The sequence below is a fragment of the Streptomyces sp. NBC_00523 genome (assembly GCF_036346615.1).
GTDB lineage: Bacteria > Actinomycetota > Actinomycetes > Streptomycetales > Streptomycetaceae > Streptomyces.
Genome location: NZ_CP107836.1, coordinates 5337483 through 5354237, shown reverse-complemented (window position 1 = coordinate 5354237; position 16755 = coordinate 5337483). Strand labels below are relative to the sequence as shown.

Below are 16755 nucleotides of genomic sequence, written 5' to 3'. Positions count from 1 at the left end.
CCTTGTTGGAGATCCAGCACTGTGCTGAAATTCCACGCACCGCCGCGGGTTTCAAGCCGGCGCGCAGGGGCGCAACGCAGCGCCGAGTGGCGGCGGGAAGGGGAAGAGCGCCGGTCACTCACGACCACCACATGGGGCGGGACAACGCCCCACACACGCCGACACCGTTTTCTCCGTTCACGACGGAGGAACGCCTGGTCCAGAGGTTGCGACGCTAGTGCAGGGACGTTTCAAGAGGGATGGCAGCGCTGCGGCGGAACAGGAGCCGCGCGGCGGGACCGACCGCGGTTCCTCGCCCCAGCACGCCCAGAACCCCGGATCGGCCGCGGCCGGTGACCAAGGTGACCGCGACCGCCGCCCCGGCGCCGCTCCGGCCGGAGGCGAGCCCGAACAGGCCGCCGCGCCCAAGCCCCGGGGCCCCGTCAACACGGGCTCGCGGGTAGCTCTCCGCAACTGGCGCATCAGCACGCGCCTGGTGTCCCTGCTCGCCCTCCCCGTGGTCGCCGCGACCACGCTGGGTGGTCTGCGCATCAACGACTCCCTGAACGACATCCAGCAGCTGGAGCACATGCAGCTGCTGACCGAGATGACGAAGCAGGCGACCTCGCTGGCGCAGGCGCTCCAGGAGGAGCGCGACCAGACGGCCGGTCCGCTGTCGAACGACGTGCCGGAAACCGACTTCAAGATCACCACGCCCCGGCAGAAGACCGACAAGGCGCAGCTGGCGTTCCTCGCGAGCACCAGCGAGATCGGCGACACAACCGGTGACGACACGCTGGAGAGCATCCACACCAGCATCCAGCAGATCGCCACGCGGCTCAGTTCCATCCGCGACACCCGCAAGCACGCGTACGAGAAGGGCAGTCCGGCCCTCCAGACGGTCGACGCCTACAGCCAGCTGATCACCTCGCTGCTGAGCCTGTCCCAGGACATGGCCCAGGCGACCAGCAGCCCCGAGATGATCAAGCGGACCCGTGCGCTGGCGGCGTTCTCCTCCGCCAAGGAATACGCCTCGATCCAGCGCGCGATCATCGCCGCCGCGCTGCCCACCAGCGACGACAAGAAGCCCGCTCTCGACCGCAACGACCAGCAGTTCGGTCTGGCCGCCCGGAGCAAGGAGCAGGCGGCCCGCACGTCGTTCGAGGCGATCTACACCTCCACCGGCAACAACGCCTCCGAGCTGACCGCGACGCTGGACGAGGGCAACCCGGACATCAAGGCCGCGGACACGTACGCGCAGAAGATGCTGGAGAACCCGCTCGCCATGGGCGGCTCCAAGGCCCGCCGCTCGTACATGAACTGGTACGACCAGGACACCATCAAGATCAACGCCATGAAGCGCATCGAGGAGACCCTCCTCAGCGACATGGAGGGCAAGGCGCGCGAGCTGCGCGAGGAGTCCCAGCGCGAGGCGATCATCTCCGGTGCGCTGATCCTGCTCGTCCTCGGCGTCTCGCTGGTCGGCGCCTTCGTCGTGGCCCGGTCCATGATCCGCTCGCTGCGCCGGCTCCAGGACACCGCGACCCGCGTCGCCCAGGACCGTCTGCCCGAGCTCGTCAAGCAGCTCTCCGAGTCCGACCCGCAGGACGTCGACACCTCGGTCGAGTCCGTCGGTGTGCACTCCCGTGACGAGATCGGCAAGGTGGCCGCGGCCTTCGACGACGTGCACCGCGAGGCGGTCCGTCTCGCCGCCGAGCAGGCCCTTCTCCGGGGCAACGTCAACGCGATGTTCACCAACCTCTCGCGCCGTTCGCAGGGCCTCATCCAGCGCCAGCTCTCGCTCATCTCCGAGCTGGAGTCGCGCGAGGCCGACCCGGACCAGCTGTCCTCGCTCTTCAAGCTCGACCACCTCGCGACCCGTATGCGCCGGAACGGCGAGAACCTTCTCGTCCTCGCCGGTGAGGAGCCCGGCCGCCGGTGGACCCGCCCCGTGCCGCTGGTCGACGTGCTCCGCGCCGCCGCGTCCGAGGTGGAGCAGTACGAGCGCATCGAACTGGCCGCGGTGCCCGCCACCGAGGTCGCGGGCCGGGTCGTCAACGACCTCGTGCACCTGCTCGCCGAGCTGCTGGAGAACGCCACGTCGTTCTCCTCGCCGCAGACGAAGGTCCGGGTCACCGGTCACGCCCTGCCAGACGGCCGGGTGCTGGTCGAGATCCACGACACCGGCATCGGGCTCTCCCCGGAGGACCTGGCCGCGATCAACGAGCGGCTCGCCTCGCCGCCCACCGTGGACGTCTCGGTCTCCCGCCGCATGGGCCTGTTCGTGGTCGGCCGGCTCTCCCTGCGTCACGGCATCCGCATCCAGCTGCGCCCCTCGGACTCCGGCGGCACCACCGCGCTGGTCATGCTCCCGGTGGACGTCGCGCACGGCGGACGGCAGCCCGCGCCGAAGCAGGGCCCCGGTCAGCAGTCCCCCGGCGGCCTGCTCTCCGGCGGCAACGACGCCCAGGCGGGACGCCCCGCCGCGGGCCCCGCTCCCCAGCGCGGCCAGGTCGGCGCCGGCGCCGGTCCCCGGGCCGCGCTGCCCGCCCGCGACGGCAACCGCCCGCAGAACCCGCAGGGCGGACCCGGCGCGCAGGACTCGGCGTTCCAGAACCCGCAGGGCCGCCCGGCCCAGGACGGCCCCCGTCAGGGCGGCGGCCTGTCCGGCGCGTTCGGCGGTGCCCGGCTCGGCGCCCGCGGTCAGGGCGACGGCGGTGCGGACACGAACCGGCCCAGCCTCTTCGACCAGCGGCGCCCCGAGCAGAACGGCCCCGGTGCCCCGCAGGCCCCGCAGCCGCAGCAGGCCCGGTTCGACCAGCCGGGCCAGGGCGGTCAGGACGGGCGGAACGCCTTCGAGCCGCCGCGCGGTCCGGGGCGGGGCGAGCGCCAGCTGCCGCCGGTCGGCGGTCCGCGCGCCGAGCTGCCCGGTGGCTCCCCGGCCCCGAACGCGGGCCCGAACACCGGCCAGGGCATGCCCGGTGGCGGCTACCCCGGCCCGCAGCGCCCGCAGACGACGAGCTGGGGCACCGACGAGCCGTCCGCGCCCCGGCGCTCCCCGCTCGACGCGCCGCGCGGTCACGAGGACCCGGAGACCACGGGCCGCTTCCCGCAGGCGCCGCGCCTTCCGGCCGACGACCGCCAGGGGCCCGGCTCCACGGCGGAGTTCGCCCGGCCGGACTTCTCGGCCCCCGCGCCGAACGGCCGGCAGCCCGGTCTGCCGCAGCACAACCTGCCGCAGGGCAACGGCCCCCAGGCGCCGCAGCACAACGGACCGCTGCCCGGTCTGCCGCAGCGCGGCGTGCCGCAGCCGAACGGCCCCCAGCACAACGGCGCGTACGGCAACGGCCCGCAGAACCCGGACGTGACGAGCACCTCGCAGTTCGCCCGCCCGGACTTCGGCGGACCGCAGCAGCCGGCCCCCCGGCAGCGCGACAACAGCCAGGACTTCGGCGCGCCGCGTCCGCCCATGGGCGGCCAGGCACCCGAGGCCCCGTACCGCCCGGTCCTGCCCCAGCAGCCGCAGCAGCCCGAGGCGCTGCCGCCGGCCGGGCCCGGCGACGGCCGCACCCCGCTGTACGACACGCTGGAGACCAACTGGTTCCGCGGTCCGCAGCCGGGTGCCCCGCAGCAGCCTCCGGCCGCCCCGGCCGAGGACTTTCCGCAGCAGCCGGCCCAGGAGCCCGTGGCTCCCGCGCCGCAGCGGACCCTCGGCGACAGCGGTGCGCAGAGCGCCTGGCGGGCGTCGCCGAACGATGAGATCGTCCGGCAGGCCGAGCGGGTCAAGAAGCCCGCGGCGGGTGGGATCACCACCTCCGGTCTGCCGCGCCGGGTCCCGCGCGCCAACCTGGTGCCCGGTACCGCCCAGCAGCAGAACAACCAGTCCGGTCCGCAGGTCTCGCGAGCGCCCGATGACGTGCGCGGGCGTCTGACCAACCTCCGCCGCGGCATCCAGCAGGGACGCCAGGCGGGCACCGGTCAGACGGGCAGTTTCCCCCTCGGCCCCACTCACCAGCAGGAGCGTTAGTTGAGCCCGATGAGTCAGGCCGCACAGAATCTGAACTGGCTGATCACCAACTTCGTGGACAACACCCCAGGGGTGTCGCACACGGTGGTGGTTTCGGCGGACGGGCTGCTGCTGGCGATGTCCGAAGGTTTCCCGCGCGACCGCGCCGACCAGCTGGCGGCCGTCGCCTCCGGGCTGACCTCCCTGACGGCCGGCGCCTCCCGGATCTTCGAGGGCGGCGCCGTCAGCCAGACCGTGGTGGAGATGGAGCGGGGCTTCCTGTTCCTCATGTCCATCTCGGACGGCTCCTCGCTGGCCGTGCTGGCCCACCCGGACGCCGACATCGGTCTGGTCGGCTACGAGATGGCTCTGCTGGTGGACCGGGCAGGCACCGTCCTGACCCCGGACCTCCGTGCGGAGCTCCAGGGCAGCCTGCTCCACTAGGCGGCCGTGAACCAGTGACACAGACGATCAACCAGAAAACCAACCCTCGACCGTCCGGCCGCTTACAGCCCCCCACCGGCCCCTTCAGACGGCAAGCCGACACCCTGCTGTCACGCCCGGAGGATTCATGACCCCGCCACCCGCCTCACCCGATCCGTACGGCGCGTCCAGTCACGCGTCGTACGAAGGTGAGGGCGACCAGCCCCTGGTCCGTCCGTACGCCATGACCGGTGGACGCACCCGGCCGCGCTATCAGCTAGCGATAGAAGCACTGGTCAGCACCACGGCCGATCCCGCGCATCTGGGGACCCTGCTTCCCGAGCATCAGCGGATCTGCCATCTGTGCCGCGAGGTCAAGTCGGTGGCCGAGGTCTCGGCCCTGCTGTCGATGCCCCTCGGCGTGGCGCGGATTCTCGTCGCGGACCTGGCGGAAGCCGGCATGGTGGCCATCCACCAGCCGGGCAATGGAGAGGCCGGCGGCGCGCCGGATGTGACACTGCTCGAAAGGGTGCTCAGTGGACTTCGCAAGCTCTAACGGCGGTGCGGCGACCCGGGCCACCACCTCGGCGAAGATCGTCGTGGCCGGTGGGTTCGGCGTGGGCAAGACCACGTTCGTCGGTGCCGTCTCGGAGATCAATCCGCTGCGCACCGAAGCCGTGATGACGTCCGCCTCGGCGGGCATCGACGACCTCACGCACACCGGCGGGAAGACCACCACCACGGTGGCGATGGACTTCGGCCGCATCACCCTGGACCAGGACCTGATCCTGTACCTCTTCGGTACGCCGGGCCAGGACCGCTTCTGGTTCATGTGGGACGACCTGGTACGCGGCGCGATCGGCGCCGTCGTGCTGGTGGACACCCGCCGTCTCGCGGACTGCTTCCCGGCGGTCGACTACTTCGAGAACAGCGGGCTGCCGTTCGTCATCGCCCTCAACGGCTTCGACGGCCACCAGCCGTACACGCCGGACGAGGTGCGCGAGGCGCTTCAGATCGGGCCCGACACGCCGATCATCACCACGGACGCGCGGCACCGCGCGGACGCGAAGAGCGGCCTGATCACGCTGGTCGAGCACGCTCTGATGGCCAGGCTGAAGTAGTCACAAGTAGGAAGTGGCATACGGCAGTTACCGTAGTCACACGGGGGCGGGCTGTGTCCTTTGACACGATCCGCCCCCGTATTCATAACGTTTCGAAAGAGAATTACCCCGCGACCGACACCGGATGCGCACGAGCGGTGTCGCTGCGCTCACATGAGCCTCGCCTTTTGGCGGGGCTCGCTCTTTATGCCCGATTTACGTGAGGCGTGAGCCACTCGGAATCGCCCATTCCGACTGTTTGGAACGCGACCGTCAGCCGTGCTGCAATTCGACCAACTCCCGAGTAGGTAGTACGGCCCTGAACTAAACCCGGCACAGCGTAGGTGCCGACGCCGAGAGGTTGTTGGTCGAGTGAGGCGTAACAACGAGGGCTCCACGGCGCAGGCGGAGCGGGGCAACTTCACCCCGCCGTCGCGTGCCGCGGCGCCGTCCGCCGACGTGTCCGAAGGGGCATCGGCCGGTGGCAGCACCAGCCGGCTGTCGCCGCGCAACTGGCGGGTGCCCACCCGACTGAACGCGATCCTCCTGATCCCGGTGCTGGTCGGCCTGGTCATGGGCGGCTTCCAGGTGAAGGGCTCGGTCAACACCTGGCAGGAGGCCCAGGACGCGGAGAAGACCGCGCTGATCGTGCGGGCCGCCGCCGAGTACGGGCAGGCGCTGCTCAACGAGCGCGACCTCACCGCCCAGCCCCTCCTGTCGAACAAGCGCGACGACGAGATCGTCTCGCAGAGCCGGGCCACCACCGACGCGGCCGCCGCCAAGTTCGCCGAAGCCGTCAAGGACATGCCGGCCAAGGAGGGCCTCCAGCGCCGCCTCAAGCTGTTCAAGCTGGAGGAGCCGAAGCTCCCGCAGCTGCGCAAGGCGGCCTACACCGCGGCCATGGACCCGGTGAAGACCGAGGAGGGCTACGTCCAGGTCCAGCACTCCCTGATGGAGTTCTGCAACGAACTGGGCCTCGGCACCGGCAACATCACCAGCTACGGCCGGACCGTCTACGCGATCGAGCTGGCCAAGGCTGCAGAATCGCTTCAGCGCTCCATCGGCATGCACCTCCTGGTCCGCCCCAGCAAGGAGGGCGGCAAGTTCAACGACCAGGTCAAGGCGTTCGGCTCGTACAACTACCTGGAGCAGATCGCCCTCGGCGAGTTCACCTCCGGTGGTACGGAGGCCGACGCGACCCGGCTGCGCAAGGTCATGGAGGCCAAGGCGGCCGCCGGTGCCGCCGATCTCAAGGAGGCCACGGAGAAGGCCGCCGCGGCCGGTGTGCCGTTCGTGGCGCCGCCCTCCATCGACGGCTCGGTCTACGACGGCATGGCCAAGGAGATCGGCCTCGGCAAGGACCAGGACGAGCTGAAGGCCAAGGGGATCACCCCCGAGACCTGGCTGGCCGCCGCCACCGCCAAGTTCGACGGCTACACCACGGTCGAGAACGAGCTGGTCGAGAAGGCCGTGGCCGAGGCCGCGGAGATCTCCTCGGACGCCCGGACCGACGCCATCGTCAACGCCTCGATCGTCGTCGTCGCCCTGCTGGCCGCGTTCCTCCTGGCCGGGCTCATGGCCCGCCAGATGAGCCGCTCGATGCGCCGGCTGCGTACCGCCGCCTTCGGGATCGCCGAGCAGCGGCTGCCCTCGCTGGTCGACCAGCTCTCGCGCACCGACCCGGGCCGCGTCGACACCCGCGTCCAGCCCATCCCGATCAACTCGCAGGACGAGATCGGCGAGGTCGCCCGCGCCTTCGACCAGGTCCACCAGGAGGCGGTCCGGCTCGCGGCCGAGCAGGCCATGCTCCGGGGCAACGTCAACGCGATCTTCACCAACCTGTCGCGCCGCAACCAGTCCCTCATCGAGGGCCAGCTGACCCTGATCACCGACCTGGAGAACAACGAGGCCGACCCGGACCAGCTGGAGAGCCTGTTCCGGCTCGACCACCTGGCGACCCGTATGCGCCGGAACGGCGAGAACCTCCTCGTCCTCGCCGGCGAGGAGCCCGGCCGCCGCTGGAACCAGCCGGTGCCGCTGGTGGACGTGCTCCGCGCCGCCTCCTCCGAGGTGGAGTCGTACGAGCGCATCGAGCTCTCCGGCGTCCCGGAGACCGAGATCCACGGCCAGTCCGTCACCGACCTCGTGCACCTGCTCGCCGAGCTGCTGGAGAACGCCACGACGTTCTCCTCGCCGCAGACCAAGGTCCGCGTCACCGCGACCCGGCTGCCCGACGGCCGCGTGATGATCGAGATCCACGACAAGGGCATCGGCCTCACCGCCGAGGACTTCGCCGACATCAACCACAAGCTGGCCAACCCGCCGACGGTGGACGCCGCGGTCTCGCAGCGCATGGGCCTCTTCGTGGTCGGCCGCCTCGCGGACCGGCACGGCATCCGCGTCCAGCTGCGCCCCTCGGGCGAGCAGGCCGGCACGACCTCGCTGGTCATGCTGCCGGACGCGATCACCCACGGTGGCGGCGGCGACGCGCCGGAGCAGGACGACTTCACCGTCTCCTCGATCATCCCGCAGCAGCAGGCGTTCGACGCGCTGCCGCAGCAGCCGCAGCTGCGTACGGCCGCCGAACTCGGCTTCGACGACTCGCGGTACGACGAGGGCTCCGCGGACTCCGCCCAGCTCGACCCGGTGGGCCGCTCGCTGATGCGCGAGGAGCGCCGCGCGGCGCTGGAGGCCCAGGCCGCCGGCGGCGAGCGCCAGGCGTTCCCGGACCAGCCGCAGCAGGCGCAGCCCGGGCAGGCGTACGCCGAGGGCGCGTACGGTCAGGACGCCTACGCCGGGAACGGTCAGGACGCCTACGCCGCGCAGCAGTACGAGGGCGGCTACGACCCGTACACCGGTGCCAACGGCTACGACGCCCAGCCCGCCTACGACGGCGCCCAGGGCGGCTATCCGGAGGCGGCGTACGCGGCCCCCGAGGCGCCCGTGCAGGGCTACGACGAGCAGTACGCCGCCCAGCCCCAGCAGGAAGAGTGGGCAGATCAGGGCACGTACCAGGGTGGCTACGAGCCGGTCGCCCAGGCGGAACCGGAATCTGCGGTGAGCGCTCCCGCCGAGCCGCAGGAGCGCGTAGGCTTCGAGCGTTCGGGCCCCGTCCCGAACACCGGCCACGAGCTGACCGACGCCGGTCTGCCGCGCCGGGGCGGCCAGCAGCACTGGCAGCCCACCGGCCGCGGGAACGACCGGCCCGGTGGAGCGCAGGAGCGTCCGCAGCAGCACGAACTGCCGCAGCGGCCGGCCCCGGCGCAGCAGGCCACCGACGGGAACGCCGGAAACGACGGCTCCGACGACTGGCGCTCGGCCAACGACGAGCGCTGGGATCGGGCCGAGAAGCTCCGGGAGCCGAAGGCGGGCGGGATAACCCCGTCCGGTCTTCCCCGGCGCGTGCCCAAGGCCAACCTGGTCGAGGGCACCGCCGAACAGACCCAGCAGGGCGGCCCCCAGGTCTCCCGCGCTCCGGAAGACGTGCGTGGCAGGCTGAGCAACCTGCGGCGCGGTGTCCTCCGGGGACGCAACGCGGGTACGGACACAAGTACTACCTACAACCAGGAGCGTTAGTGTGAGCCCGATGAGCCAGGCGGCGCAGAATCTGAACTGGTTGATCACCAACTTCGTGGACAACACCCCCGGGGTGTCGCACACGGTGGTGGTCTCCGCCGACGGACTCCTGCTGGCGATGTCCGAGGGATTCCCCCGTGACCGCGCGGACCAGCTGGCGGCGGTCGCCTCCGGTCTGACCTCGCTGACCGCCGGTGCCTCGCGGATCTTCGAGGGCGGCGCGGTGAATCAGACGGTTGTGGAGATGGAGCGAGGATTCCTCTTCATCATGTCCGTTTCCGACGGGTCCTCCTTGGCCGTTCTCGCACACCCGGATGCCGACATCGGCCTCATCGGGTACGAAATGGCCCTTCTGGTCGACCGCGCGGGCAGCGTCCTCACCCCGGACCTCCGTGCCGAACTCCAGGGAAGTCTTCTTAACTAGTCTTATCCAGTAACCAGACAGTGCGTTTCGCGTCACCGCGCCATAAGGTGCGGTGGCGCGGTCCACTGGTATCGGGACCGGCAGGCGGAGGAGGAATCGTGGGTACACCCCCAGGCGGGCACCAGTACGACGGTGACCGGCACGTGCCGGGTGAGCACGGGGACGATCGTTTCAACTTCCCCTCCGCACCCGGCAGACAGGGCGCTCAGCAGCCTCAGCAGCCCTACCAGCCGTACGGGCAGGGCCAGTACGGCCAGTCGGGGCCCGGCTGGCCGCAGCAGGAGCCCCAGCAGCCCGCGCAGCAGCCGCACCACCCCCGGCGTCCCCACCGCCTCGACGGGCCGCAACAGCCCCGGATCCAGCCGGTGCAGCCGCGGCGGGCTCCCGAACCGGCGGCTCCGGCCGCGCACAATCCTCTGGTCCGTCCGTACGCCATGACAGGTGGACGGACCCGACCGCGCTACCAACTCGCCATTGAGGCGTTGGTCAGTACCACGGCTGATCCGTCCCGGCTGCAAGGGCAGTTGCCCGAGCACCAGCGGATCTGCCGGCTGTGCTTCGAGATCAAGTCGGTGGCCGAGATCTCGGCCCTCCTCTCGATCCCCCTCGGCGTGGCCCGGATCCTCGTAGCCGACCTGGCCGAGGCGGGACTCGTCGCTATCCACCAGCCCGGCGGCGACGAGTCCGCCGGCGGCCAGCCAGATGTGACACTGCTCGAAAGGGTGCTCAGTGGACTTCGCAAGCTCTAGCGGCGGAGCGGCCCGCTCCACTACCTCGGCGAAGATCGTGGTGGCAGGGGGCTTCGGCGTGGGTAAGACCACGTTTGTCGGTGCCGTCTCGGAGATCAATCCGCTGCGCACCGAAGCCGTGATGACGTCCGCCTCGGCGGGCATCGACGACCTGACGCACACGGGGGACAAGACCACCACCACGGTGGCGATGGACTTCGGCCGCATCACGCTCGACCAGGACCTGATCCTGTACCTCTTCGGTACGCCGGGCCAGGACCGCTTCTGGTTCATGTGGGACGACCTGGTACGCGGCGCCATCGGCGCCGTCGTCCTGGTCGACACCCGCCGTCTCGCCGACTGCTTCCCGGCCGTCGACTACTTCGAGAACAGCGGGCTGCCGTTCGTCATCGCCCTCAACGGCTTCGACGGCCACCAGCCGTACACGCCGGACGAGGTGCGCGAGGCGCTTCAGATCGGGCCCGACACGCCGATTCTGACGACGGACGCGCGGCATCGGGCGGATGCGAAGAGTGCGCTCATCACGCTCGTTGAGCACGCGCTGATGGCCCGCCTGCGGTAGGTGTTCCCGGTACGCCGAGGGCCCCGCACTCCTTTGAGTGCGGGGCCCTCGGCGTACGCAGCGGGGGTCAGCCCTGCCAGCTGTGCGGGGCGCGGAAGCCCGGGGTGCGTTCCAGGCGGCGCCAGCCGGCCGTGTCGCGGACGCGGGTGGGGGCGGTGGCGGGCCGGGCGGCGGCGCGGGCGAGGAGGACCGCGGTGATCGCGGCCAGTTCCTCGGGGTCCGCGAGGCCCTTCTCGACGCGCAGCACGGATTCGGCGGTGGCAGTGGTCATGAGTGGTGTCTCCGTCTTCTACTGCGGGGGGTTGCCGTGCTTGCGGGACGGCAGGTCGGCGTGCTTGGTGCGGAGCATCGCGAGCGAGGCGATCAGGACCTCGCGCGTCTCGGCCGGGTCGATGACGTCGTCGACCAGGCCGCGCTCGGCGGCGTAGTAGGGGTGCATGAGCTCGGTCTTGTACTCCTTGACCATGCGGGTCCGCATGGCCTCGGAGTCCTCGGCCTCCGCGATCTGCCGCCGGAAGATGACGTTGGCGGCGCCCTCCGCGCCCATCACGGCGATCTCGTTGGTGGGCCAGGCGTAGGTGAGGTCCGCACCGATGGACTGGCTGTCCATGACGATGTAGGCGCCGCCGTACGCCTTGCGCAGGATCAGGGAGATCCGCGGCACCGTCGCGTTGCAGTACGCGTAGAGCAGCTTCGCGCCGTGCCGGATGATCCCACCGTGCTCCTGATCGACGCCGGGCAGGAAGCCGGGTACGTCCAGAAGAGTGATGATCGGGATGTTGAAGGCGTCACACATCTGGACGAATCGCGCGGCCTTCTCGGACGCCTCGATGTCCAGCACGCCGGCCAGGGCCTGGGGCTGGTTGGCGACGATGCCGACGACCTGGCCGTCCATCCGGGCCAGGGCGCAGATGATGTTGCGGGCCCAGCGCTCGTGGATCTCCAGGTAGTCGCCGTCGTCGACGAGCTCCTCGATGACCTTGTGCATGTCGTACGGGCGGTTGCCGTCGGCCGGGACCAGGTCCAGGAGGGCGTCGCCGCGCCGGTCCGCCGGGTCGTCGCTCGCCGCGGTGGGCGGGTTCTCCCGGTTGTTGGAGGGCAGCATCCCGATGAGGTACCGGACCTCGGCGATGCAGGTCTCCTCGTCGTCGTACGCGAAGTGCGCGACGCCCGAGGTCTCGGCGTGGACGTCCGCGCCGCCCAGGCCGTTCTGCGTGATCTCCTCGCCGGTGACCGCCTTCACGACGTCCGGACCGGTGATGAACATCTGCGAGGTCTCACGGACCATGAACACGAAGTCCGTCAGGGCGGGGCTGTAGGCCGCACCGCCCGCGCACGGGCCGAGCATCACCGAGATCTGCGGGATGACACCGGAGGCGCGCGTGTTCCGCTGGAAGATCCCGCCGTACCCCGCGAGCGCCGAGACGCCCTCCTGGATACGGGCGCCGGCGCCGTCGTTCAGGGACACCAGCGGCGCACCGGCCGAGATGGCCATGTCCATGATCTTGTGGATCTTCGTCGCGTGAGCCTCACCCAGCGCCCCGCCGAAGATCCGGAAGTCGTGCGCGTACACGAAGACCGTCCGGCCCTCCACCGTGCCCCAGCCGGTGACGACACCATCGGTGTACGGCTTCTTCGCCTCCAGGCCGAAACCCGTCGCCCGGTGCCGCCGCAGCTGCTCCACCTCATGGAAGGAACCCGGGTCGAGAAGCAGCTCGATGCGCTCGTGGGCGGTCAGCTTGCCCTTGGCGTGCTGCGCCTCGGTCGCGCGGTCACTGGGTCCGCGCCGGGCCTGCTCGCGCAGCGCCAGCAGTTCGGCCACACGGCCGCGGGTGTCGCTCGGCTCGCCCTGGGTTTCGTCCACAACGGTCATGTAACGACCCTACGAACCCCGCCAAGAAAATCGTGCCGTCGACTCCGTACAGTCTCCTGCCCGGTTTACTGGTGGAGCCTGACAGAAGCCCGGTCCCATGCAGGCGAAGTACCAGCCGGTACCGGGTTCCCCTTGTGGAGGTCCCACAAAGGGTTCACTGTGGCCTGCCGCACACACCCGTGAGCCGGGGGACCCGGTCGAACTGGGCGTCCTGGACCTTCTGGATGTCCTTCAGGCGCGGGAGCACCGGCTCCTCCGGGTGCGCCACGGTCAGCAGCACCGCCTCGTAGAAGGCGTCCCGCACCGCCGCCGGCATGACGTCCGAGGCATCCAGGCACAACGGCACCCGCTGCTCCGTGAGCCGGTGCCCGACCTTCCGCTCGACCGCGCCCGTGCGGGCCGGGACCGCGGAATTGGCCGAAAAGACCCCGCCCTCGCGGCCCCACTCCTCCTGGGCCCTCTCGGACGTGAGGCGCCGGATCATCGTACGGGCCTGCTCACCGTCCCCGAACAGCGCCGCGAAGTCCGCCGACACCTCGTGGGCCTTCACGGTGTACGGGCCCCCGGGCAGCAGCGGTGCCGAGTCCGTGAAGGCGGCTCCGGCCCTGCGGTCCCCGTAGAACGAGCGGGCGAAGGAGCCCTGGTGTTCCAGGGAGCAGCCGCCGCCGTCGAAGAGCAGCCCGTGTCCTCCGGCCGGGCCGCGGTGGTCCTTCGTCAGGATCGCCTGGCGCTCCTCGCGCGAGCCCTGGGCGAGCAGGTGCGCCCAGGTGGTCCAGGCGGTGACGACGTGCGGGGCGGTCCAGGGCAGGTCGCCGGTGGCCCAGCGCCCGTACAGCACCTGGCCCGCCTGCTGGAGGAGCAGGTCCTCGATCCAGTCGCTGCCGGGCCAGCCGGAGGAGCCGTCGTCGCCCATGGCGGCGCACCAGGCGTCGAGCGGAGCCGGGGCGGGCCGCGGGGTCTCGCCCTCGCGGTACCAGACGATGGACTTGAGGTCGACCTTGAGCGGCACCCACAGGTCCTTCTTTATGCCCTCCGCCTCCGGCAGCCACGGGTTGCCGTACTCCCCCGGGTCGTAGAGGCCCGTGAGCGGCTTGAGCCGGTTGTCGGCGGCGTACTCGACCAGTTCGCCGACGCCGGGCAGGATCGCGATGTCGGGCGGGTTCCCGGCCTGGACCTCGGCGAGCAGCACCTCGCGGGTGGCCGCGGTCCCCTGGTAGGTGTACGGGATGCCGAAGCCGTCCAGGACGTCCTTGAACTGCCGTTCCTGCTCGTCGGTCCAGGGGCCGAGGATCGTCACCCTCGGTTCGGCGTCGCTGCCGCCGGGGGCCGCCAGGCCGCAGCCCGCCGCGGTCAGGAGCAGGGCGAGGACGAGCGCCAGGGCGTGTCCGCGAAGTCCCGTCGTACGCCCGGAGGGCGTGGCCTGCGGCGTCTGGTGGGTGCTCTCGGCGTGCCGGCCGACATCCCTCGTACTGGACGTACTTGGGATGTCGGCCGGTGCGGCGAGAGTGCCTGCCAGGCGTCGCGGGCCAGACGGGACTTCGCGGACACGCCCTGGGACCCGGGACCGCCGTCTCATCCGGCCCTCCAGTAGTAGTCGGCGTTGAGTCTGCGGGTGAGCCCGGCGGCCGGGAGCAGGAGGACCAGCGCGCCCGCGCCGAGCGCCCCGTAGTAGGTCCAGCTCTGCCAGCTCCGGGCGGCCAGCCCGCCGCGCAGCTCGGTGGAGGCGCGGGTGACGTACTGCTGGGCGTCGGCGAGCCGGTCGGGGTCGCGGGCGGTGTCCCCGGACCGGACGAGCGGGTCGCTCGCGGTGTCCTCGATCCGGATCAGCTGGTGGCGTGCCGCGTCCAGCCGTTCCTGCGTCGCGGCGGTCGCCCACAGCGGTACGACGGCGAGGGCGACGGCCACCAGGAGCGTCGGCAGCAGCCACGGGTCCAGGCTGCGCCCACAGCGGCGGCACAGCAGCCACAGCGCGCTGAGCGTGGTCAGGGTGAGGACGAGCAGGCCCAGTTCGGCGACGGCCCAGCCGGTGACCTGGAGGGGGCCGAGGGTGGTGATCCGGCCCATCCGGCGCATCTGGTGGTCCTGGAGGACGTCGAGGCGGGGCACGACGCCGGTGCCCGGCCGGTTCAGCTGGCGGTCCGCGTCGCTCATCTTCTGCCGCTGCATCAGGTCGTCGTGCACGTACTTCACGGTCCCGGGGGTGATGGAGCCGCTGTACGAGGTGAGCACCCCGGTGACGGTCGCCAGGACGCCCCGGCCGCGCTCGCCGTCGATCTGGACGTCGGAGAGCCGGGAGAGGCCCTGGCCCGCGGCGGAGAGCTGGGCCTCGTAGCGGGCCCCGGCCCCGACGACCTCGTCGATCCCGAAGCGCACGGAGACCTCGGCCTCCTGGTGGGCGCGGAGCAGGGCGAGCTGGGTCGCGGAGACGCCCTGGACGGCGGGGGCGGCGTGGGTGCGCATCTCCCCGGCCGCGTTCTGGACCTCGCGGTACGAGACGAGGAGCGCGGTCATCGAAACGAGGGCGGCCAGCACGATGACGGCCAGGTGGAGTTCGAGCAGCCGTCTGGTGCGGGAGCCGGTGAGCCGGCGGGCCCGGAAGGCGCGCGTCCAGTGCGTGGGCCGGGGCTTCACAGGGGCCTCCCGCAGGCGATGCAGTACCGGGCTCCCGGCCCGGCGAGGTGGCGGCAGCCGGGGCACTTGGCGGGCGGGCCCGCGGCGTGCGCGGGCAGGTCGAGCAGGGGCCCGGAGGCGACGTGCAGCCGCCCCTCGCGCACGGTCCCCAGGTCGACGGTGGGGCCGACGCGGACCAGGCCGCGCACCCCGTCCACGATGTCGGCCACCTTGCGGACGTCGGCGAGGACCCAGGCGGCGCCGATCTCGTGGGCCAGCCGGACCGCGAGCCCGAAGTGCCGCTCGGCCTCCTCGCGGCTCAGCGGGTCCAGCGCCGCGTAGCCCCGGTCGAGCGCGGTCCGCATCCGCGTGGCGGCGTTCATCGCGTCGAGCGTGCCGCCCCCGCCGCCGGTGCCGCCCGCGCCCACGGCGACGCCGGGCGGCAGCCAGCGGACCACGAGCGGGGCGGTGGCTTCGCCGACGGACACCGTGGCGAGCTGGAGCAGCACGCCGAGCGGGTCGGCGCTCGCGTCCGCCCGCACGGTGAGCAGGTAGTCCCGGGCGCCCGGCTCCCACTGGTGGGTGGCGAAGTCGTACCGGTGCGGGTGCTCCGGCGCGGTCACCGGTACGAGGGCGTGCTGTCGGGGCTGCCGCTCGCTGAGGGCGACCCCGGTCACCGCGGGGCGGCCGGTGACGGTGACGGGCAGTTCGGGGCTCCGGACCCGGCGCAGCCGCCCCAGCGCCCCGGTGACGGCGGGGGCGAACCGGTCGGGCGCGGTCTCGGCCGTGCCGTGCAGCCCCTCGGTGAGGGCGAGCAGCGGTGCCGGGTCCCAGTCCACACCGAGCGCGAGCACGTCCGCGCTGAACGCCCCCTCGCACGCGGCGATCCCGGCGCCGAGGGCCGCCTCGCCCGCCGGGTCGTGCCCGCCGCCGTCGGTGACGAGGATCAGGTGGCGTACGGGCAGGGGGCGCTGGCCGAAGAGGGTCCGGGCGGCGGTGAGCCAGGCCCCGTATCCCGGGGGCGGCCGGTCGTCCGGGGTCGGGGCGACGCGGCCCACGCTGAACGCGGCGCGCCGCTTCTCGTCGGTGTCCGCGAGCGCCCAGGGCCCGCCCAGCGGGTAGCACCGCCCGGGCCCGTCGTCCCCGGCGCCCCCGAGCACGGCGAACGACAGCCCGTCGGGCAGGGTGCGCAGGGCGGCGGCGAGCGCGGTGGCGGCGTCCTCTCGGCGCGTGGGGGCGACGTCCAGGGCGAGGACGACGGCGAGTTCGGTGGCGGGCCGCTGGTCGCGGGGACCGGTGCCGGTGGCCTTGACGCGCACATGGGCGTCGATCCGGGTGCCGTGGTGCGGCTGCTGGTCGCGCCGGACGTCGACGGACACGGCAAACCGGAGCCCGGTCGGCGACGGGTCGGGTGCGGCCATGAACGGATCTCCTGGGGTAGGGCGTCGGGGCG

13 protein-coding genes are annotated in these 16755 nt (G+C 71.9%); 8 read left to right on the top strand and 5 right to left on the bottom strand.

What is annotated here, in order from left to right:
* Positions 1–217: 217 nt before the first annotated feature.
* From OHS17_RS24395 to OHS17_RS24360, 8 genes are all read left to right on the top strand, one after another.
* The gene (locus OHS17_RS24395; RefSeq protein ID WP_330313878.1) at positions 218–4006 is read left to right on the top strand and encodes a sensor histidine kinase; all 3789 of its coding nucleotides are present in this window, start codon (positions 218–220) and stop codon (positions 4004–4006) included.
* 9 nt (positions 4007–4015) lie between these two features.
* Positions 4016–4429, top strand: a complete 414-nt coding sequence (locus OHS17_RS24390) for a roadblock/LC7 domain-containing protein (RefSeq protein WP_006127850.1) — start codon at positions 4016–4018, stop codon at positions 4427–4429.
* 127 nt (positions 4430–4556) lie between these two features.
* Positions 4557–4964: a DUF742 domain-containing protein gene (locus tag OHS17_RS24385; protein WP_018521347.1), complete on the top strand. Its 408-nt coding sequence runs from the start codon at positions 4557–4559 to the stop codon at positions 4962–4964.
* On the top strand, positions 4945–5529 hold the full coding sequence (locus tag OHS17_RS24380) for a GTP-binding protein (RefSeq protein ID WP_028444348.1): 585 nt from the start codon (positions 4945–4947) through the stop codon (positions 5527–5529). Before OHS17_RS24385 ends, OHS17_RS24380 begins: the two co-directional genes overlap by 20 nt.
* A gap of 351 nt (positions 5530–5880) precedes the next feature.
* Positions 5881–9084, top strand: coding sequence for a nitrate- and nitrite sensing domain-containing protein (locus OHS17_RS24375; RefSeq protein WP_330313877.1), 3204 nt, complete (start codon positions 5881–5883; stop codon positions 9082–9084).
* Positions 9085–9094: 10 nt separating this feature from the next.
* Positions 9095–9508 carry a roadblock/LC7 domain-containing protein gene (locus tag OHS17_RS24370; protein ID WP_018102439.1) on the top strand — a complete coding sequence of 138 codons (414 nt, stop codon included), beginning with the start codon at positions 9095–9097 and terminating at the stop codon, positions 9506–9508.
* Positions 9509–9606: 98 nt separating this feature from the next.
* On the top strand, positions 9607–10257 hold the full coding sequence (locus tag OHS17_RS24365) for a DUF742 domain-containing protein (RefSeq protein ID WP_020207381.1): 651 nt from the start codon (positions 9607–9609) through the stop codon (positions 10255–10257).
* Complete coding sequence (locus tag OHS17_RS24360) at positions 10238–10819, top strand: GTP-binding protein (RefSeq protein WP_014048542.1); 582 nt, start codon at positions 10238–10240, stop codon at positions 10817–10819. The genes OHS17_RS24365 and OHS17_RS24360 overlap by 20 nt, the downstream gene beginning before the upstream one ends.
* 67 nt (positions 10820–10886) lie before the next feature.
* Here the strand turns inward: OHS17_RS24360 and OHS17_RS24355 are convergent, their stop codons facing one another.
* From OHS17_RS24355 to OHS17_RS24335, 5 genes are all read right to left on the bottom strand, one after another.
* Complete coding sequence (locus OHS17_RS24355; protein WP_330313876.1) at positions 10887–11090, bottom strand: acyl-CoA carboxylase subunit epsilon; 204 nt, start codon at positions 11088–11090, stop codon at positions 10887–10889.
* An 18-nt stretch (positions 11091–11108) separates the two neighbouring features.
* Positions 11109–12692 (bottom strand): acyl-CoA carboxylase subunit beta, encoded by a 1584-nt coding sequence (locus OHS17_RS24350; protein ID WP_073863128.1) that lies wholly within the window; start codon positions 12690–12692, stop codon positions 11109–11111.
* Positions 12693–12846: 154 nt separating this feature from the next.
* Positions 12847–14268: a carbohydrate ABC transporter substrate-binding protein gene (locus OHS17_RS24345; protein ID WP_330313875.1), complete on the bottom strand. Its 1422-nt coding sequence runs from the start codon at positions 14266–14268 to the stop codon at positions 12847–12849.
* Entirely contained in the window at positions 14265–15323 is a 1059-nt protein-coding gene (locus tag OHS17_RS24340; RefSeq protein WP_330313874.1) for a hypothetical protein, read from the bottom strand. The genes OHS17_RS24345 and OHS17_RS24340 overlap by 4 nt, the downstream gene beginning before the upstream one ends.
* The gene (locus OHS17_RS24335; protein ID WP_330313873.1) at positions 15320–16723 is read right to left on the bottom strand and encodes a hypothetical protein; all 1404 of its coding nucleotides are present in this window, start codon (positions 16721–16723) and stop codon (positions 15320–15322) included. The genes OHS17_RS24340 and OHS17_RS24335 overlap by 4 nt, the downstream gene beginning before the upstream one ends.
* Positions 16724–16755: the final 32 nt, after the last annotated feature.

Excerpts from the sequence above, each read along its gene's own strand:
- OHS17_RS24390 (WP_006127850.1), top strand. The coding sequence starts at position 4,016 with ATGAGTCAGGCCGCACAGAATCTGAACTGGCTGATCACCAACTTCGTG.
- OHS17_RS24385 (WP_018521347.1), top strand. The coding sequence starts at position 4,557 with ATGACCCCGCCACCCGCCTCACCCGATCCGTACGGCGCGTCCAGTCAC.
- OHS17_RS24370 (WP_018102439.1), top strand. The coding sequence starts at position 9,095 with ATGAGCCAGGCGGCGCAGAATCTGAACTGGTTGATCACCAACTTCGTG.
- OHS17_RS24355 (WP_330313876.1), bottom strand. The coding sequence starts at position 11,090 with ATGACCACTGCCACCGCCGAATCCGTGCTGCGCGTCGAGAAGGGCCTC.
- OHS17_RS24350 (WP_073863128.1), bottom strand. The coding sequence starts at position 12,692 with ATGACCGTTGTGGACGAAACCCAGGGCGAGCCGAGCGACACCCGCGGC.
- OHS17_RS24345 (WP_330313875.1), bottom strand. The coding sequence starts at position 14,268 with ATGAGACGGCGGTCCCGGGTCCCAGGGCGTGTCCGCGAAGTCCCGTCT.
- OHS17_RS24335 (WP_330313873.1), bottom strand. The coding sequence starts at position 16,723 with ATGGCCGCACCCGACCCGTCGCCGACCGGGCTCCGGTTTGCCGTGTCC.